The organism is Ochrobactrum sp. A-1 (assembly GCF_022488005.1).
GTDB lineage: Bacteria > Pseudomonadota > Alphaproteobacteria > Rhizobiales > Rhizobiaceae > Brucella.
Genome location: NZ_JAKVQC010000004.1, coordinates 388,203 through 407,101, shown reverse-complemented (window position 1 = coordinate 407,101; position 18,899 = coordinate 388,203). Strand labels below are relative to the sequence as shown.

Genomic DNA, 18,899 nt, shown 5'->3' with positions numbered 1-18,899 from the left:
TGTCCTTGTAAGCACGATCCCGAAGCGTGGATTTTGAAGGGAATCATGCAGTTAATCATAAACAGAAGGTCGATCATCCAGCCAGAAACATGTTTGGCGGACAGTCGGGGGAATTGAGCGATCTGAGAAAGAACGGTCGCTAAATTTGCGACATGGATTATGCGGCGCCCGATACGGGGCACCGCAGATCTCGTTTTTCGTATTAAGCGCGGCTGACGTAGGTCAGTTCGTTGGTATCAACGATCACGCGTTCACCGGATGCAATGAACGGCGGTACGAGAATGCGGATACCGTTTTCAAGCACAGCCGGCTTGTAGGACGATGCAGCGGTCTGGCCCTTGACGACCGGATCGGCTTCGGTGATGGCGAGCGTGACCTGATCCGGCAGGCGGATGCCGATCGGCTTTTCTTCGTAAAGTTCGACCGTGACCATCATACCATCCTGCAGGAAAGCAGCGCGGTCGCCAACAAAATCCTTGGCCAGCTCAAGCTGTTCGTAGGATTCGGTGTCCATGAAGATCAGCGCTTCGCCCTGTTCGTAGAGGAACGAGAAATCCTTCTGTTCCAGACGAACGCGCTCCACGGTTTCAGCAGCACGGAAACGTTCGTTGAGCTTGGTGCCGTTGATGAGGTTCTTCAGTTCGACCTGATTATAGGCACCGCCCTTGCCAGGCTTGACGGCGTTGGTCTTGACCGCAACCCACAGGCCGCCAGCATGTTCGATGACATTGCCGGGGCGGATTTCGTTACCATTGATCTTCATGAGCTTGATCCGGAATGAAAATGTGAAACCATGTGCGGTCCGGCGCATGACGACGAAAAGGCAACCGTCCGGTTTATTCCGGAGATTGCGCACCTGCCTTATACTCGAACCACGATAATCGGCGTCTCAAGACCATAAAAAGGCGCTTGGCGCAAGCCTGAGCACGAAAAGAGAGCAGGACGTGCCAGAAAATTCGCCCAAAAATCAGCGAACGCGCAGATTGTTGGCGGTTTCTATGGCCTGTTTGATCTGGTCGTCCGCCAGTCCGTCCATCATGTCGTTGAGGTCCGGCGAGCGAAAACCGGCGCGCTGGGCAACAATATACCAGGCCGCAGCCTTGACGAGATCGCCTTCGGTGCCGATGCCGTCGCGATAGAGACGGGCAAGCCAGGCCTGCGCCATCACCATGCCGCGCTGGGCACCAAGACGCATCCAGCCAAAACCCTGTTCGTAGTCGCGGTCGCCGCCGCGCCCCTCAATCAGCCAGCGACCGAGATCGAACTGCGCGGTATCGTAACCTTGCGCGGCTGCAAGCAGGAGATAGACACGCGCTTTCTTGTCGTCACGCGGAATGGCAGGCGTACCGTTGGCATAAATCTGGCTGAGTGCATATTGTGCGTCGGCCAGTTTGGCTTCGGCGGCCTTCTCGAACCAGGGGAAGGCAAGGTCGATGCCCGGCTTGCCCGGCGTCTTTACCATCAGCATCTGGCCATAGTTGAACTGCGCCATGGCATTGCCACCATCGGCGGCTTTCTTCATCAGTTCCTCGGCCTTGACCGGATCTTTCTTGGCATAGGTGCCCTGAAGCAGAAGTGCAGCATAGCGGAATTGCGCTTCGACAACGCCGTTATTGGCTGCTTTCTCATACCACTCTGCCGCCAGTTTCTGGTTGGCGGGGATGCCGAGTCCGCGGGCATAAATCTCTGCAATGAGCGCCTGCGATGCCGGATCGCCCTTTTCAGCCTGTGGCTTGGCCAGATTGAAAGCAGTCAGATAAAGACCGCGTTGAAATGCGCCGAATGCCTCGTCTGCCGGTTTGTCGCCGAAGCGGCTCGGATCGATGGGGGGCATCGGTTCCGTGGTTGCCGGCTGCGGCAGCATCACCGGCTTGGCTGGCTTGTCCGCCTTCTTGTCCTTGTGATTACCCTGCTGGCTCTCCTTCTGACCGTGCACCGGCTCGCCTGCTGCCAGAGCAGGCAGGACCGGCAGCGCGAATGTCAGAACGGCAGCGAGAAGAAATTTGTTCTTCATGGGCATCGGCAAGACCTTGATGAAGGAATCAGTTTTCAAAACGTGGCGCGTTCTCATCGAGAAGCCGGTTGGCTTCCGCGACAGCCTTTGCAGGGTCTTCCGCGTCGAAGACGGCGCGTCCGAGCGCAACGAAATCCGCGCCGGTTTCGGCTGCAGGGATGATGCTTTCCAGCGTGCTTCCGGCTTGCGCGATGCTGGGGATTTCCACCATCTGCGACCACCATTCAGCCAGCGACAGGTTACGCGGATGGGCATCCGGCTTGTTGTCCGCGCCGATCTTTCCGAAGAAGACATAGTCGGGCTGCAATTCGCCGATCTCCATCGCGCCATGGCGGTCACGCAGATTGCCGGTGCCGACGATCATTTTCGGTGTATGCTTTTCGATTGCATCCGCCAGATCGGCAGTCTTGCCTTCGATGTGAATACCATCAGCCCCGACGCGACCTGCGATGCGTGTATCGTTGAGGATGAGCGCGGCAGCGCCTTTCTCCTGAATGATGGGGATGACTTTTTCGGCCGTGGCCTGAAAAGTGGCCTCATCGAGATCGCCGGTATCGAGAATGACGCTTGCAACGTCACCGCCCGATAGTGCGGCCGTCAAAAGCTTTGCGAGAGCCGCGCCGTCGGCAAGTGGAGGCGCAACCAGCACGATGCGGCAGCGTTCGATTTCAGTCTGGTGTGCGGGCGTGTTCATGAACCAAGCCTAACGGGAAAAACGTGATGGAATTCGGGCAATAGAGGCGTTCTGTTTATCGGAAACAGAAGCTGCGCTCTATCTATTTGTTTTATCGCATTTATGCGACGCAACCGCGCTTCGGCAAGTATTCATTGGCGAAACTCACGTCGGTTTGCGCCTGTCCGGGCTGGCAGAATGTTATCCACTGGAACGAAAGTTGATCGGAACCAACCCGGTTCTGCCGGGATTAACGGGTATATATGCCACACCAAGACCGGGCGCTGAACGCCCCGGCAAAACGTGTGAAACTGTTCCGGTTACCCATCCGGAATGACACGAAGAAGATTGGAAAGCCGCGCAATCCCAAGTGCGAGCGCTTTCCTTCAAAGATAGGCAGGCTGGTAAATGAATATTGCGACCGCTAGAGAAGCGATGCCCGCACAACCAACGAAAATGCGTGATACGCGCATTGACGTGTTTCGTGCGCTCGCGCTGCTAACGATCTTCATCAACCATGTGCCTGGCACGATCTACGAGCATTTCACGCACAAGAATCTGGGCTTCTCCGATTCGGCTGAGGCTTTCGTGCTCATTTCCGGCATGGCCGTGGCGCTTGCTTATGGATCAAAATTTGCCCCCGGCAATCGCCTGCTCCTGTCGCTGAAGATGTGGCGCCGCGCCGGTGTGCTCTATACCACGCACATCATGACCACCATGGCGACCATCGCCATTTTCGCTGCTGCGGCCATCTTCCTGAAACGTTCGGAACTGTTGACGCAGATCAACATCGCACCACTGGTCAAGCATCCGGTCGAGGCGCTGTTCGGCATCGTCACCATGGGTCACCAGCTTGGCTATAACAACATTCTGTCGATGTATGCCGTGATGCTGGTTCTGACCCCGCTCCTGCTTCTGCTGGCGCGCATCAGCCTGCCGCTCATGCTCGGTGTTTCCGGCACGGTCTGGTTCCTGTCTGGCCTCTATCACGTTGCGCCGGTCAACTATCCGACCGAAGGCGTCTGGTTCTTGAACCCGCTGTCGTGGCAGTTCCTGTTTGCGATCGGTATCGCGGGCGTGATGCATGTGCGTCGCGGTGGTGAGCTGCCGAAGCATCCGCTGCTGATCGGCCTAGCTGTCGGCTATCTCGTGCTGGCGCTGGCATGGGTCCGCATCCCGCTATGGGGTATCGACGCATCGATGGGCATGCCGATGGTCGTCACCGGCTTCGACAAGACCTTCCTGTCAGGCCCGCGCCTGCTGCATGTGCTGGCGATTGCCTATCTCATTGCTGTTGTGCCGACGCTGAACAACATTGCCCGGACTGCGCCGGATAATCCGCTGGCGATTCTCGGCAAGCATTCGTTACCGGTCTTTATTGCCGGTACGCTGCTGGCAATGGTCGCACAGGTGATGAAGCTCGTGAACCCGGGCGGCCTGCCTTATGACACGCTGCTGATTGCAACCGGCATCGTCATGCAGTTCGCGCTGGCCTATTATCTGGAATGGCTGCCAACCATTGGTTGGAGCAAAAAAGGCGCAGCCGCGTCGGCAAAATCCGCTGTTCCCGCTGCCGAGCCCGTCAAGATGCAGGTTGCCTCAAGCTCGAAGCCTGCGATGCAGCGCTATTAACAATCAGCACCGATCAGCCGCCCGTTTCGGGCGGCTTTTCTTTGAGTAAACAGCGCCGGATTGTGCGAGATTATCCACAGCGCCGAGCAGAAATTAACCATTCATTAATCTTAAGAATGTTAAATGGTTTACATCCAGTTCGGCTGGATTCTTACCGAGTGGTTTAGCCACTCTGTTTGACGCCTCCCTGTTAAACTCCTGAGAGCCGCCATTGCGGCTCTTTTTTTATGCGCTTTTTGCTACGCACAGGGAAAACCAATCTCCACATGCAGGGACGTGGAACGGAATATCTGCTCAATCCGTTCTAAAGCGTGTCGTATTTTGTCATATTCAAACGGCCCGCTTTAATCTTTTTCACGCATGTCCTTGTCCCAAAACCGGTTTCCACTTTTGGGGGCGTGCTTAGTTTCCTGGCTTTGATCAAAAGCCTTTGAAAATGTTAACCGAATGTTAAACATAAACTTGCGCGACGGTGCATGAAGGTGCAGTTTATCGTGGACTTGTTTAGCGCAGCTGTTCCGTCTCAGCCTCCCCCATGGTCGAACAGCGGTTCAATGGTTTCATTCGTATCCGTCCGGCAAATCCCACCGGACGTATACGGCAACGGAATGGGCCGCCGATACCGGCGGTCATGCAAGGTGGCAGAGCAGTGATTAGCGAACAGGGTCAGATGCCGAGCAATATGATCAGCCTCGCGGAGCGCATGGTCTTCTCGGATTCGTTCAAGCCGATCTACGCCGAAGGCATGGATATGGTCGAGGAAGCTGCGAGCTATCTCGACGGCGAAGGCCGTGAAGACGCACGCAATCTTTCCCGTGTGGCTGCGACGCTCTATGCTGCCGAATCGATGCGTCTGACGACGCGCCTGATGCAGATAGCGTCCTGGCTGTTGCTCCAGCGCGCGGCACGCAGCGGTGAGATGACCCGCCAGCAGGTTTCCGCCGAAAAGGCCAAGGTGCGTCTTGATACACCGTCGGCGGGCGAAGTTGCACAGGGATGGTCCGAACTGCCCGCCGCATTCATGGAACTGGTTGAACGTTCCATGCGCCTTCAGGCGCGTGTGCGCCACATGGATCGCGAAGTTTACGGTGAAGTGGTTTCGCTTCAGGGCGTTCCGCGTGGCAACCCGGTTTCCGAACAGATCGTTTTGCTCAAGACCGCTTTTGGCGCTTCATAACAATTGATCATATGTGCCCTTCGTGGCCCATGTTTCTCTTTTGTTCACTTTTCTGCTGTCAAGTGAATCCGTCTGAGGATAGGGTTCGCTTATGAAAGAAACGATTCGCATCATTGGTATTGATCCGGGCCTGCGCCGTACTGGCTGGGGCATTGTCGAATCGCTTGGCAATTCACTGCATTTCATCGGCTCGGGCACCGTAACCTCGAATGCCGAGATGGATCTGGCATCGCGCCTCTGCCAGCTGCATGAAGGGCTTTCCAAAGTCCTGCATGAATATATGCCGCATGAGGCGGCGGTCGAACACACCTTCGTCAACAAGGACGCAACGGCGACGCTCAAGCTTGGTCAGGCGCGCGGCATTGCTTTGCTGGCGCCGGCGCAGGCCGGACTGTCCGTTGCCGAATATGCGCCGAATGCCGTGAAGAAGGCTGTAATCGGCGTCGGGCACGGTGAAAAGCAGCAAATCCATATGATGGTGAAAGTGCTGATGCCGCGCGCATCGTTCGATACGAGCGATGCCGCCGATGCACTGGCCATCGCCATTTGTCATGCGCATCATCGTCAGAGCATTGTAAGCGCCCGCCGGATGCAGGCGCTGTTAGAACGGGCAGCGATCTGATCCATCAGGTCGCTGCCCGTTCTAACGTAGTTTTTTCGCGCGCATCTTGTCCGAAAACCGTTTCACACTTTTCGGGATGCGCTTTTAGCGGGGTAGGACCAGAATGATCGGCAAGCTTAAGGGCATGATCGATGAAATTGCCGAGGATCATGTCGTCATCGATGTGCATGGCGTCGGCTATGTTGCGTTTTGTTCGGCACGCACGCTGGGTAATCTCGGTGGTGCGGGCGAGGCGGCTATTCTGTTCATCGAAACCTATGTCCGCGAAGACATGATCCGCCTTTATGGGTTTGCCAATCAGCTTGAGCGCGAATGGTTCCGCCTGCTGCAGAACGTTCAGGGCGTCGGCGCCAAGGTGGCATTGGCAGTGCTTGGCACGTTGTCACCGTCCGAACTCGCCAATGCGATTGCATTGCGTGACATCGCCATGGTGTCGCGCGCGCCGGGCGTCGGCAAGAAAGTCGCTGAGCGCATCGTGACCGAACTCAAGAACAAGGCGCCTGCCTTCGCCGGTGATGCGAGCGGCACGATCGGGCTCAAGCAGGAACTTGGCGCGGGGGCAGCACCTGCTCCTGTTGCCGATGCGGTGTCTGCGCTTTCCAATCTAGGCTATTCGCGTGATCAGGCCGCCAATGCCGTCGCTGCCGCCCTGAAGGAAGCGGGCGAGGGCGCCGATTCGGCCAAGCTGATCCGTCTTGGATTGAAGGAATTGTCGCGGTGATTTGCTTGCCTGAGCGATATGTTCATGCGAGGAGGAAGGCATGAGCGACCGCAACCCTCTCATCGATGCCGATAAACGCGTAGACGAAGACAATACGCTGCGCCCGCAGACGCTTGACGATTTTGTCGGGCAGGCGGCAGCGCGCGCCAATCTCAAGGTTTTCATTGAAGCCGCCAAAGTGCGTGGCGAGGCGCTTGACCATGTCCTGTTCGTTGGCCCTCCGGGGCTCGGCAAGACAACGCTGGCGCAGATCATGGCCAAGGAGCTGGGCGTCAATTTCCGCTCCACATCCGGCCCGGTCATTGCCAAGGCGGGCGATCTTGCGGCTCTCTTGACCAATCTGGAAGAGCGCGACGTTCTTTTCATCGATGAAATTCATCGTCTCAGCCCGGCTGTGGAAGAAATCCTCTACCCGGCCATGGAGGATTTCCAGCTCGATCTCATCATCGGCGAGGGGCCTGCCGCCCGTTCGGTCAAGATCGACCTCGCCAAGTTCACGCTCGTTGCGGCCACGACCCGTCTCGGGCTTTTGACCACGCCGTTGCGGGATCGTTTCGGCATTCCGACACGGCTCAATTTCTACACGGTCGAGGAACTGGAATATATCGTGCGCCGAGGCGCGCGCATCATGCAGATGGGTATTTCACCGGATGGTGCGCTGGAAGTCGCCCGGCGTTCGCGCGGCACACCACGTATCGCCGGGCGGTTGTTGCGCCGCGTGCGCGATTTCGCGCTGGTTGCAGGCGCGGATGTCATCGATCGCAAGATCGCTGATGAGGCGCTGTCACGTCTTGAAGTGGATAATCGCGGGCTGGATCAGCTCGACCGGCGTTACCTCAACATTATCGCACGCAATTTTGGCGGTGGTCCGGTCGGGATCGAAACCATCGCTGCCGGCCTGTCCGAGCCGCGTGACGCAATTGAAGACATTATCGAACCCTATCTGATCCAGCAGGGTTTCCTGCAGCGCACGCCGCGCGGTCGCGTTTTGACGGCCATCGCATGGCAGCATCTCGGATTGCCTGCGCCTGCTGAAATCATCCAGCAGTCGCAATATGGTCTCTTTATGGAAGACGAATGACGGAACGACAGGAACAATTGGCGCAGGCTGCCGTATCGGGCGAACTGAAAGACGGCGCGCATCTGCTCTATGCACGCATCTATTATGCCGATACGGATTTTTCCGGCTTCGTCTATCACGGTCGTTATCTCGAATTCTACGAACGCGGACGCACGGATTTCCTGCGCCTGCAGGACGTTCATCATATCGAACTGGCCGAAGGCGCGCTTGGCGAGGAAATGGTCTGGGTCGTTCGCCGCATGGAGATCGATTACAAATCGCCCGCGAAGATGGACGACCTTATTCTGATTGAAACCCGCGTCAGCGAAATTCGTGGCGCACGGGTCATCATGGCGCAGAAGATTACCTGCGGTGAACGTCTGCTTTCGGAGGCGAAGGTAGAGGCCGTGATGATAACAAAGGCAGGCCATCCGCGTCGCATTCCCGACGAGTGGCGGGAAGCCTTCACCAACAGCCGCAAGGACTGAGTCCCAAGACAGCTCCAGGCACTTTCTGCGCTGGCTTGCTCTATGCGCTACCGGCAAATATGCCTAATTGGGCGAATGCTAACGCATCTTTAACCATAATATTCCATTAATCACCCTGACGGAATCGGTGGAGAGGCAGGCATGAAGCGCAGCGCCTTCCTTTCACCAAAATTAACCGTAACAAGCGCGTGATGGATTTAAAGTTGAAATCCGGGAATGGCGGTTGCGGAACGAAGTGTCGGCCGCTCGTCGGGCAGGTACGGCTTCAAATGAAAAGCTGCGCAGGTTTGGAGCGTCTGTTTTCAGACGTTGAGTAACGGATTTGCGATACCGCCCGGTCATGTGGCCGGGCGTTTGGATTCGAGGACGGTAGATCGATGGAAAATGTTGCGTTAGCGGCCCCCGCCGCCGATGTTACCCTCTGGGGCCTGTTCATGCAGGCGAACTGGGTCGTCAAGCTGGTTATGCTTGGCCTGCTGTTCGCCTCGATCTGGACCTGGGCTATCATCGTAGACAAAACGATTGCTTACGGACGGGCGCGCCGCGCGATTGATCGCTTCGAGCAGACGTTCTGGTCAGGCCAGTCGCTGGAGGAACTCTATCGCAATCTCGGGGAACGCCGTACCACCGGCATGGCATCCATATTCATGGCCGCGATGCGTGAATGGAAGAAATCATTCGAGAAGGGCGCCCGTTCGCCCATCGGCCTCCAGATGCGTATCGACAAGGCCATGGACGTCGCGCTGGCGCGTGAAAGTGAAAAGCTCGACTCGCGTCTGGGCTTTCTGGCGACCATCGGTTCCTCGGCCCCCTTTATCGGTCTGTTCGGCACGGTTGTCGGTATCATGACTTCGTTCCAGGCCATCGCCGCTTCCAAGAACACCAGTCTTGCCGTCGTGGCGCCAGGTATCGCCGAAGCGCTTCTGGCAACGGCAATCGGTCTTCTTGCCGCTATTCCTGCCGTTATTGCCTATAACAAGCTGTCGGCAGACGCGGGCAAGATCGGTGGGCGACTGGAAGGCTTTGCGGATGAATTTTCCGCCATACTGTCGCGCCAAATTGATGAGAAGCTGACGCCGCGTAATTAAGCGGCTTCAAGCATCGAGTGTAATTTCAGCCTTCGGGAATCTTGCAATGGGCATGTCGGTAGGAAATCAGGGAATGCAGTCGGGCGGACGCCGCAGGCGCGGCCGCAAGAAGGCATTGATGAGCGAAATCAACGTCACGCCGTTCGTTGACGTGATGCTCGTTCTCCTCATCATCTTCATGGTCTCCGCACCATTGCTGACTGTGGGCGTGCCGATTGATCTGCCGGACACGCAGGCCAAGGCCATGAACGCCGACACGCAGCCGATCACCGTTTCGGTCAATAGCGAAGGCAAGATCTTCCTGCAGGAAACTGAAATTCCGATTGAGGAAGTGGTTCCGAAACTTCAGGCCATCGCCAAGACAGGCTATGAAGAGCGCATTTTCGTGCGCGGTGACAAGGCTGCCGATTACGGCACCGTCATGAAAGTCATGGCTCGCATTTCCGCCGCCGGTTTCAAGAATATCGGCCTTGTGACCCTCCAGGAGCAGGATAGCTGACGCCATCATGAAGGCTGGCCTGACATCTTCTGTTGCATTGCATGCCGTTGCGGTCGCGCTGGCAGTGGTTTCGTTTTCCTCGCCGAAGGCTTTCGACGTGCAGGATTCGGAATCATTCCCTGTCGATATCGTACCGATCGAGTCGATTACCCAAATCCAGCAGGGCGACAAGAAAGCGCCCATGAAGGAAAAGTCGGCTCCCGTGCCGACAACCAAGCCGCAAACCGTTCCCGACGCCCAGAATGTCGGCGATCAGGACGTAGACACCACGACGCCCCCAAAGCCCGACACGAAGGCAAAGCCAATCGAGGCGGCTGAAGAGCCAAAGGCACAACCGGAACCGGTGAAGAAGCCGGAACCGAAGCCTGATCCGAAACCGGAACAGAAGCCGGAGACGAAGCCGACGCCGGTTCCTGCGACGGAAGTTCAGACCAAGCCGGAAGAAAAGCAGGAAGTGAAGCCCGATCCGGTGGCGGAAGCCATCGAAAAGCAGGCTGAATCGCCCGACGCGGAAGCGCCGAAGCTGCCAGACAAGGTTCCCGCGCCGGAAGCCAAGCCGAAGCCACCGCAGGCGCAGACCGCGAAGACGCCGGACCGCAAGCCGACGGAAGAGAAGAAGCCGACGCAGAGCGCTTCGCAAACATCGCAATCGAAGAAAGACGCGATTGCAGATGAGGTTGCAGCCCTTCTGAACAAGCAGAAGGCGGCAGGCGGCGGTGCCAAGCGTTCCACCGATCAGGCATCGCTGGGCGGCAAGAAGAATACGGGCGGCGCCAAGCTCAGCCAGAGCGAAATGGATGCGCTGCGTGGTGCGATTTCGAAGTGCTGGAACGTGCCTGCCGGTGTGGCTGACGCGCCCGGACTGGTCGTGACGGTCAAGATGAAACTGAATCAGGATGGCTCCATTCAGGGCGTTCCTGAAGTAACATCGGGCGGCGGCGGTGATGGTGTTGGTCGTGCAGCCGCCGAAAGCGCCAAGCGCGCTGTCGCACGCTGCGCGCCGTACAATCTGCCAGTCGACAAATATGATTCATGGTCGGAAGTGATCGTCAACTTCGACCCGAGCGAAATGTTCTGACCGGATTACTGGTCGCCAACCACTGCAAGGACAAAGAGGTCCCAGAAGACATGAAAATCGGCATCATCAATACAAAGATCCGGACGGTCTTTTCGGCTTTCGCGTGTATGATTGCCGCAAGCCTTGTCTGCACCATGCCGGCGCGCGCCGTCGTGGAAATCAATATCAACAAGGGTGTGATCGAGCCGCTGCCGATCGCCATCACCGATTTCCTTTCGGCCGACCAGCTCGGACCGAATATCACGTCGGTCATTGCGGCTGATCTTGAGCGGTCGGGTCTTTTCGCGCCTATCGACAAGGGCGCCTTCATCGAGAAGATCTCCAATCCGGACGCGGCTCCGCGTTTCGAGGACTGGAAGGTCATCAATGCGCAGGCGCTCGTTACGGGCCGCATCACCAAGCAGCCGGATGGCCGCCTCAAGGCCGAGTTCCGCCTGTGGGATACGTTCGGTGGCCAGCAGATGATCGGCCAGCAGTTCTTCACCACGCCGGACAACTGGCGCCGCGTCGCCCACATCATCGCTGACGCCATTTATGAGCGCCTGACCGGTGAAAAGGGCTATTTCGATACGCGCGTTGTTTTCGTCGACGAATCCGGCCCGGCACAGAAGCGCGTGAAGCGACTGGCCATCATGGATCAGGACGGCGCCAATGTACGTTACATTTCCGACGGTCGCGCGATTTCGCTGACGCCGCGTTTCTCGCCGAACCGTCAGGAAGTCACCTATATGTCGTTCGAAGGCGGCTCACCGAAAGTGTATCTGCTGCAGCTCGAAACCGGCCAGCGTGAACTCGTCGGCAACTTCCCCGGCATGACCATTGCTCCGCGGTTCTCGCCCGATGGCCAGAAGGTCGTGATGAGTCTGCTTCAGGACGACGGCAGCGCCAATATCTATACCATGGATTTGCGCAATCGTTCGACCACGCGCCTGACCAACAGCCAGGCGATCGATACGAGCGCGTCCTATTCACCGGACGGATCGCAGATCGTTTTCTCCTCCGACCGTGGTGGACGTCCGCAGCTTTATGTCATGGGTGCCGATGGCTCCAATCCGCGCCGTATCTCGGCAGGTGACGGCAGCTACTCCACGCCGGTCTGGTCTCCTCGCGGCGATCTCATCGCCTTCACCAAGCAGTCGCAGGGCCAGTTTTCCATCGGTGTGATGAAGACTGATGGTTCGGGCGAACGTCTGCTGACCTCGGGCTTCCACAATGAAGGTCCGACCTGGGCTCCGAACGGTCGCGTTCTGATGTTCTTCCGCAAGGCGGCAGGTGCAGGCGGTCCGAAGCTCTTCACCATTGATCTGACCGGCCGCAACGAGCGCCAGATTCAGACGCCAAACTTCGCGTCTGACCCGGCCTGGTCACCGCTGCTCGAATAGGCTTTTGCGAAAAGTTACCAAAGTTGAAGGCGCGAAGCTCCGGTTTCGCGCCTTTTTCATGGATAGAGCGGCTCCGGTTGAACCGGAAACGGGGAATCACTCTATCTCTTTGTTTTGTCGCATTATCCTCACGCAAAACCGCTTCGCACTTTTGCTGGAAATGCTCAAATTGCCACAATCATTGCCAGGAAGCCGTGTTTCTGCCGTATTTTGCCCCCAAGGGCTAGAACCAGAAATGCCGCCGGAAATCGCCGGTTGCACTTGGCCGCAAGAAAATATTAACCATACTTCTTGAGCCTGTCTTAACCTCAATATGATTATTGGATGGTTACGCAGGAACATCAAATCTTAAGGAGCTCCGGCCCATGCGCCGTATCCAGTCGATTGCACGTAGCCCGATCGCTATTGCCCTTTTCATGTCGCTCGCCGTTGCCGGTTGTGCGTCCAAGAAGAACCTTCCGAACAATGCCGGTGATCTGGGTCTCGGTGCAGGCGCTGCAACGCCGGGTTCCTCGCAGGACTTCACGGTTAATGTCGGCGACCGCATCTTCTTCGATCTCGATTCTTCGCTGATCCGCGCCGATGCACAGCAGACGCTTTCCAAGCAGGCCCAGTGGCTGCAGCGTTATCCGCAGTATTCGATCACGGTCGAAGGCCATGCCGACGAACGCGGTACGCGTGAATATAACCTCGCTCTCGGCCAGCGTCGCGCTGCCGCCACCCGCGACTTCCTCGCTTCGCGTGGCGTGCCGACCAACCGTATGCGCACCATTTCCTACGGTAATGAACGTCCGGTCGCGGTTTGCGATGCCGACTCGTGCTGGTCGCAAAACCGCCGCGCTGTCACCGTTCTCAACGGTGCAGGCAGCTAATCTTCGAACACCTTACAGTGTTACGGAAAAGCGGCTTTCAGGCCGCTTTTTTCGTTTTTGACCGCTTGATTAGCCGTTTCGACAAACTTTGGCCGAAGTCGCACTTGTCATAGTGAACATCAAAAGGCCCTTGCTTTTCGCAATTTCCGGCGCAAAACCGCTTCGCACTTTTGCGGGAAATGCTCTAAAAGCGGAGCTGAAGTATGTCTCCCGAAAGTGGGAACCGGTTTCGGGGTAAAGACATGCGTAAAAACAAATGGATAGAGTGGTTCCAACGAGTCATGTTCCAGCCGGAACGGTTCTCGTCATGCGGCAATCATGTTCAGCGCCTGTTCAGGCGCGGCACTCGATCATCCAGTTCGCTTCGAATTGGGTGGATGAATTAGCAGGGGCAAAAGGGAATGAGGAAACCAATGAGGAAAGTGACGCTGGCAATTGCCATGCTGCCGCTTTTGGCGAGTGCTCCGGTTCTGGCGGCATCTGTTTCTTCGCAAGGGGGAATTCAGCTCGCACAGGCAGGTGCTCCCGGAGGGGATCAGTTTTCGCAGCAGGTCTGCAATCTGGCGCATCAAAACGCCCAATCCTATGCGCGCATCTTGCAGCTTCGCGACAAGATGCTGAAAATCCAGCGCGACAACGAAGCGCGTTTTCAGGCATTGGAGAAGGGGCGTGGCGGCGCACAGAATCGTGTCAGCATCGGCTCGACGGCAATTCTCGATGATGCCATGCGTGATAATGGCAGCGGCGGCGGGCAGGGTGGCGGCTATCAAAGCCCCGGCCTGCAGCAGGAACTTGTGCGCAACCTGACCGGCAAGGTCGAGGACGTGGACGCCCAGATTTCGTTCACCGACAACCAGTTGCAAAAGACGCAGGAAGACAATGAATTCCGGTTCGAAGAACTGGAAAAGAAGAACGGCGTAGCCTCGCCTGCTTCCAGCGGCGCGTCTCAGTCCGCTCCCGCTGCAGCATCGCCTGGGGCCGATCTCTGTGCACAGGGTATGGGCAATCCCGCCGGGATCGCGGATGCATTGAGTGCGCGTGCTGAAGCCATGAACTTCCAGATCCTCGAAATGCAGGATCAGATGCAGAAGATGCAGGAAGCAAACGAAAACCGCTTTCAGTTTCTGGAAACCGGCAAGCGCGCCGAAACGGATGTTCAGCAGGCTGGCGGCGACACGTCGCTCGCCGATGCCGGTTCCAGTCAGGGCAGTAACGGAAACCTCGATGGCGGGGTTTCCGGAAGCGCTCCACAGAGCGGCGGCTATGACGCTTCTTCGCAGACTGCGGCCAGCCAGTCTTCTGGCGCCGATTCCATGGCTATTAGTTCGAACACGCCCGCACAAGGCGGACCGGCACGTGGCGAGCCGCCACAATCGCTGGGCTCCATCCGGTTCGATGCCAGTGGCAATGTAATCGGCGAAACGCTCGATGCCACACCAAGAACGGCACAGCCAGGTGCGGCACCGGGTACTACGGCCGGAGGAACGGCAGGTGATACCGTCGCTTCCCTTCCGACCGACGATAATCCCAATTCGCTCTATCAGGCGTCCTATCAATATCTGATGTCGGGCGACTACAAGGCAGCGGAAACCGGTTTTCGCGAACACGTGAAGCGCTATCCGGCGGACCCCAATACGGCGGAAGCACGCTTCTGGCTTGGTGAATCGCTTTACGGTCAGGGCCGTTATCCGGAAGCGGCGACGATTTTCATCGATACGCAACGCGATTATCCCGATTCGAAGCGCGCGCCGGAAAATATGTTCAAGCTCGGCATGACGCTTGAAAAAATGGACAATCGCGATGTTGCCTGTGCGACCTTCGCGCAGATTCCGGAACGTTACCCCAAGGCAGCGCCTGCCATTCTGAAGCGCGTTGCCGATGAGCGCAGCCGCGCAAAGTGCTGATTGCGGAGTTATTTCGTGGGGCTTAGCCCAAGCAATATTTCCAGATTATTCGAGCCATTCGGATTTGAGAAGGCAAGGACCGTCATAGCCGCCGTTTCGGGCGGCAGCGATTCTCTTGGCCTGCTTTTCCTCCTTCGGGATTATATGGCAATGCTCCAGAGCCCACCCCGGCTGATCGCCGTGACGGTGGACCATCGGCTGCGCGCCGAATCGAAGGCTGAAGCTGAGAATGTCGGGCTGCTCTGTCGGCAATACGGGATTGAACACCGCATTCTCGTCTGGGATGACGTCAAGCCGGCAAGTGGGCTCGCGGCTGCTGCGCGCACGGCGCGCTATCGACTGCTGGTGCAGGCGGCGCGGGATGCTGGCGGAGCCTTCATCGTCACCGGCCATACGCAGGACGACCAGATTGAAACCTTTCTGATGCGCAAGGAGCGCAGCGCTCATGCCGAGGCACGTGGGCTTGCAGCGATGTCGTCGCGCTCGTGGCTGGAGGGCATGGGGCTGGAGGGCTCTGTTGAACTCGACCGTCCGTTGCTCGCTGTTTCCCGGCAGACATTGCGTGATGAGTTGCAGGGCAGGGGTATCAACTGGGTGGATGATCCCAGCAATGCCAACACGAAATATGAACGGCCGCGAATTCGTCTGGGCATCGCTGCGGAGGCTGACAGGCAGGCAGTTCTTGGTCAGATTGCTGAAGCAGGAGCTGCGCGCGAGCGAGACAATGCGGCCTTGATTGCTGCGCTGGACGATCCGGCGAGCCTGCGCGTTGATGCGACCGGTGCCTTGCTTGTCGACCCGCGGCTTTACGCCGTGCTTCCTGACAATGTGAGACGGCTTTTCGCCGGATTGCTGGCAGCAATCGCCGGCGGACGCCGTTTCCTGCCGGGCGATAGCGAACGCTCACGCATCGAACGGGTCCTGTCTGAAGATGATGACAATCATCGCCTGACGGTGTTCGGCGCCCTGATCGAGCGTGGCGAGAATGGCTCCCCACATCAGTTCCGCCGCGAAAAACGCAATCTGCCGAAACTTCGTCTGGAGCCGGATAAACGAATTGTCTGGGATGGGCGATTCCGTTTTTCGAATGAAGGAAAAATGAGTTTCGATCTGGCTGCGCCGGGACGGCAGGAACTTGTTGACTTCCTGAAGTCGCAGAATATCGAAATCGAATCTCGAAAACGTGAGACCTTGCTGGTTTCTCCCGCTCTTTATAGCGATGGCAGGCTAATCGCCTTGCCGTTTCTGCAGAATGGAGAATTTCCACAAGGTGTTCATATCGAACGGCATTTTGCGATCTTCGATCATGTATTGCCGGGGCATGATTTCGGCCTTGCAATGGCCGTTGAGGCCCGGCTTGGGCGCATCTGCGCGGAAATGTCCTAATTTTTGTAAACCAGAGTGCGAAGAATCGAGGATGCGGGGTCGAACGCGCCTTGGCAAGGCCATCCTTCGATCCTATGTTAGACCGAAACATCGTTCCGTGCCCGCGGAATGGCCGTGGTATCGATTGGACCCGATATGAATCCGAACTATCGCAACTTCGCCCTTTGGGCGATCATTGCTCTTCTTTTGATCGCGCTGTTCAACCTGTTCCAAAGCCCAGGTCAGCGCTCCAATTCCCGTGAAGTTTCCTATTCGCAATTTATTGATGACGTATCCAACGGTCGCGTGAAATCGGTCACGATTACCGGCCAGCGGATCAGCGGTACTTTTGCTGACAATGGATCGACTTTCCAGACCTATTCGCCGGGCGATACAGGTCTTGTTTCGCGCCTTGAAAGCAAGGATGTCGCGATCACAGCGCGCCCTGAAACCGACGGTTCCAGCTCGCTGATCGGCATTCTCCTGTCGTGGCTGCCAATGATCCTGATCCTCGGTGTGTGGATTTTCTTCATGCGCCAGATGCAGGGTGGTTCGCGCGGTGCGATGGGCTTCGGCAAGTCGAAGGCCAAGCTTCTGACGGAAGCGCATGGCCGCGTCACTTTCCAGGACGTTGCCGGTGTGGACGAAGCCAAGCAGGATCTTGAGGAAATCGTCGAATTCCTGCGCGATCCGCAGAAGTTCCAGCGTCTGGGCGGCAAGATTCCGCGCGGCGTTCTGCTCGTGGGCCCTCCCGGCACCGGTAAGACGCTTCTGGCGCGCTCGGTTGCGGGTGAAGCCAATGTGCCGTTCTTCACCATTTCTGGTTCGGACTTTGTTGAAATGTTCGTTGGCGTTGGCGCAAGCCGTGTCCGCGACATGTTCGAACAGGCCAAGAAGAATGCGCCTTGCATCATCTTCATCGATGAAATTGATGCTGTCGGTCGTCATCGCGGCGCCGGTCTCGGCGGCGGCAATGATGAACGCGAACAGACGCTCAACCAGCTTCTGGTCGAGATGGACGGCTTTGAAGCCAACGAATCGATCATCCTGATCGCGGCGACCAACCGTCCCGACGTTCTCGACCCCGCACTGTTGCGTCCGGGTCGTTTCGACCGTCAGGTTGTGGTGCCGAACCCGGATATCGTCGGTCGCGAACAGATCCTCAAAGTGCATGTGCGCAATGTGCCGCTTGCACCCAATGTCGATCTCAAGATTGTCGCACGCGGCACGCCGGGCTTCTCCGGCGCCGATCTCGCCAACCTCGTCAACGAAGCTGCCCTCATGGCCGCACGCCGCAACAAGCGTCTGGTGACCATGCAGGAATTCGAGGACGCCAAGGACAAGATCATGATGGGTGCGGAACGCCGCTCCGCCATGACACAGGAAGAAAAGGCCAATACGGCCTATCATGAGGCAGGCCACGCTATTGTTGCGCTCAACGTGCCGAAGGCTGATCCAGTCCACAAGGCGACGATCATTCCGCGCGGTCGTGCGCTCGGCATGGTGATGCAGCTTCCCGAAGGCGACCGTTATTCGGCGACCTATACGTGGATGGTGTCGCGCCTTGCCATCATGATGGGCGGTCGCGTGGCTGAAGAGCTGAAATTCGGCAAGGAAAACATCACTTCCGGTGCTTCCTCCGATATTCAGCAGGCCACCAAGCTTGCCCGTTCGATGGTGACGCAGTGGGGCTATTCGGACAAGCTTGGCCGTGTGGCTTATGGCGACAATCAGGAAGAAGTCTTCCTTGGCCATTCGGTGTCCCGCACGCAGAATATTTCGGAAGAAACCGCGCAGATCATCGATGCCGAAGTGCGTCGCCTGATCGACGAGGCTTATGCCGAGGCAACCCGTATCCTGACCAAGAAAAAGAAGGATTGGATCGCGCTCGCCGAAGGTCTGCTCGAATACGAAACGCTCTCGGGCGACGAGATCAAGGAACTGATTGCGGGCAACAAGCCATCTCGTGATCAGGGCAACGATACGCCGTCGCGCGGCTCGGGCGTGCCGAAGGCCGGAAGTCCGCGCAAGCGCAAAGGCAGTGAGCCTGGCAGCGAACCCGGTATGGAACCGCAGCCGCAATAAGCTGCTCTAAGTCGAATAGAGAAAGCCGGGCTTGTCCCGGCTTTCTTGCTATCTGGCTTTGTGTGGGCTTACCGCAAAGCCTCGTTAAGGATTTCGGCGCATCATATTGCGTCGGATTACGACTTTGGACGTGGGAAGGTCGAACCTGCCGCCAAAGGCGAAATTGCATTTGTGAGGGTTTTCGCGTTAAGAACAGCGAAAATCTGCTATCCGGCCAACCGGCAGCCATTGCTCGCGGG

General features: G+C 57.4%; 18 protein-coding genes. 15 read left to right on the top strand and 3 right to left on the bottom strand.

Features of this window, described 5'->3' with window-relative positions; translation table 11 throughout:
• Positions 1 to 202: 202 nt before the first annotated feature.
• From efp to MKS82_RS11530, 3 genes are all read right to left on the bottom strand, one after another.
• Positions 203 to 763, bottom strand: a complete 561-nt coding sequence (efp, locus tag MKS82_RS11540) for an elongation factor P (RefSeq protein WP_010661385.1) — start codon at positions 761 to 763, stop codon at positions 203 to 205.
• Positions 764 to 967: 204 nt separating this feature from the next.
• Positions 968 to 2,014: a tetratricopeptide repeat protein gene (locus tag MKS82_RS11535; protein WP_109989185.1), complete on the bottom strand. Its 1,047-nt coding sequence runs from the start codon at positions 2,012 to 2,014 to the stop codon at positions 968 to 970.
• 28 nt (positions 2,015 to 2,042) lie between these two features.
• The gene (locus MKS82_RS11530) at positions 2,043 to 2,708 is read right to left on the bottom strand and encodes a thiamine phosphate synthase (protein ID WP_109989128.1); all 666 of its coding nucleotides are present in this window, start codon (positions 2,706 to 2,708) and stop codon (positions 2,043 to 2,045) included.
• A 414-nt stretch (positions 2,709 to 3,122) separates the two neighbouring features.
• Here MKS82_RS11530 and MKS82_RS11525 point away from each other — a divergent pair, with 414 nt between their 5' ends.
• The 15 genes from MKS82_RS11525 to ftsH all read left to right on the top strand — a co-directional run bounded on the left by MKS82_RS11525 (position 3,123) and on the right by ftsH (position 18,660).
• Positions 3,123 to 4,319: an OpgC family protein gene (locus MKS82_RS11525; RefSeq protein ID WP_181394324.1), complete on the top strand. Its 1,197-nt coding sequence runs from the start codon at positions 3,123 to 3,125 to the stop codon at positions 4,317 to 4,319.
• Positions 4,320 to 4,989: 670 nt separating this feature from the next.
• A complete protein-coding gene (gene rcdA, locus MKS82_RS11520) occupies positions 4,990 to 5,496 on the top strand; it encodes a protease adaptor protein RcdA (protein ID WP_240579027.1) in 507 nt (168 codons plus the stop codon).
• Positions 5,497 to 5,587: 91 nt separating this feature from the next.
• Positions 5,588 to 6,118, top strand: coding sequence for a crossover junction endodeoxyribonuclease RuvC (gene ruvC, locus MKS82_RS11515; protein WP_109989130.1), 531 nt, complete (start codon positions 5,588 to 5,590; stop codon positions 6,116 to 6,118).
• 103 nt (positions 6,119 to 6,221) lie between these two features.
• Complete coding sequence (gene ruvA, locus MKS82_RS11510) at positions 6,222 to 6,839, top strand: Holliday junction branch migration protein RuvA (protein WP_109989131.1); 618 nt, start codon at positions 6,222 to 6,224, stop codon at positions 6,837 to 6,839.
• A 40-nt stretch (positions 6,840 to 6,879) separates the two neighbouring features.
• Positions 6,880 to 7,920, top strand: coding sequence for a Holliday junction branch migration DNA helicase RuvB (ruvB, locus tag MKS82_RS11505; RefSeq protein WP_109989132.1), 1,041 nt, complete (start codon positions 6,880 to 6,882; stop codon positions 7,918 to 7,920).
• On the top strand, positions 7,917 to 8,387 hold the full coding sequence (locus tag MKS82_RS11500; protein WP_109989133.1) for a YbgC/FadM family acyl-CoA thioesterase: 471 nt from the start codon (positions 7,917 to 7,919) through the stop codon (positions 8,385 to 8,387). The genes ruvB and MKS82_RS11500 overlap by 4 nt, the downstream gene beginning before the upstream one ends.
• A gap of 377 nt (positions 8,388 to 8,764) precedes the next feature.
• Positions 8,765 to 9,475 carry a protein TolQ gene (gene tolQ, locus MKS82_RS11495; RefSeq protein WP_109989134.1) on the top strand — a complete coding sequence of 237 codons (711 nt, stop codon included), beginning with the start codon at positions 8,765 to 8,767 and terminating at the stop codon, positions 9,473 to 9,475.
• A 46-nt stretch (positions 9,476 to 9,521) separates the two neighbouring features.
• Positions 9,522 to 9,974, top strand: a complete 453-nt coding sequence (tolR, locus tag MKS82_RS11490) for a protein TolR (protein WP_109989135.1) — start codon at positions 9,522 to 9,524, stop codon at positions 9,972 to 9,974.
• A gap of 7 nt (positions 9,975 to 9,981) precedes the next feature.
• On the top strand, positions 9,982 to 11,052 hold the full coding sequence (locus MKS82_RS11485; RefSeq protein ID WP_109989136.1) for a hypothetical protein: 1,071 nt from the start codon (positions 9,982 to 9,984) through the stop codon (positions 11,050 to 11,052).
• Between the two features lie 50 nt (positions 11,053 to 11,102).
• Positions 11,103 to 12,434 carry a Tol-Pal system beta propeller repeat protein TolB gene (gene tolB / locus MKS82_RS11480; protein ID WP_010661373.1) on the top strand — a complete coding sequence of 444 codons (1,332 nt, stop codon included), beginning with the start codon at positions 11,103 to 11,105 and terminating at the stop codon, positions 12,432 to 12,434.
• 4 nt (positions 12,435 to 12,438) lie between these two features.
• Positions 12,439 to 12,729, top strand: coding sequence for a hypothetical protein (locus MKS82_RS11475; RefSeq protein WP_240578878.1), 291 nt, complete (start codon positions 12,439 to 12,441; stop codon positions 12,727 to 12,729).
• A 70-nt stretch (positions 12,730 to 12,799) separates the two neighbouring features.
• Positions 12,800 to 13,306: a peptidoglycan-associated lipoprotein Pal gene (gene pal / locus MKS82_RS11470; RefSeq protein WP_010661371.1), complete on the top strand. Its 507-nt coding sequence runs from the start codon at positions 12,800 to 12,802 to the stop codon at positions 13,304 to 13,306.
• Between the two features lie 401 nt (positions 13,307 to 13,707).
• Entirely contained in the window at positions 13,708 to 15,210 is a 1,503-nt protein-coding gene (gene ybgF, locus MKS82_RS11465) for a tol-pal system protein YbgF (protein ID WP_109989137.1), read from the top strand.
• Between the two features lie 15 nt (positions 15,211 to 15,225).
• Positions 15,226 to 16,596, top strand: coding sequence for a tRNA lysidine(34) synthetase TilS (gene tilS / locus MKS82_RS11460; RefSeq protein ID WP_109989138.1), 1,371 nt, complete (start codon positions 15,226 to 15,228; stop codon positions 16,594 to 16,596).
• Between the two features lie 135 nt (positions 16,597 to 16,731).
• Complete coding sequence (ftsH, locus tag MKS82_RS11455) at positions 16,732 to 18,660, top strand: ATP-dependent zinc metalloprotease FtsH (protein ID WP_109989139.1); 1,929 nt, start codon at positions 16,732 to 16,734, stop codon at positions 18,658 to 18,660.
• Positions 18,661 to 18,899: the final 239 nt, after the last annotated feature.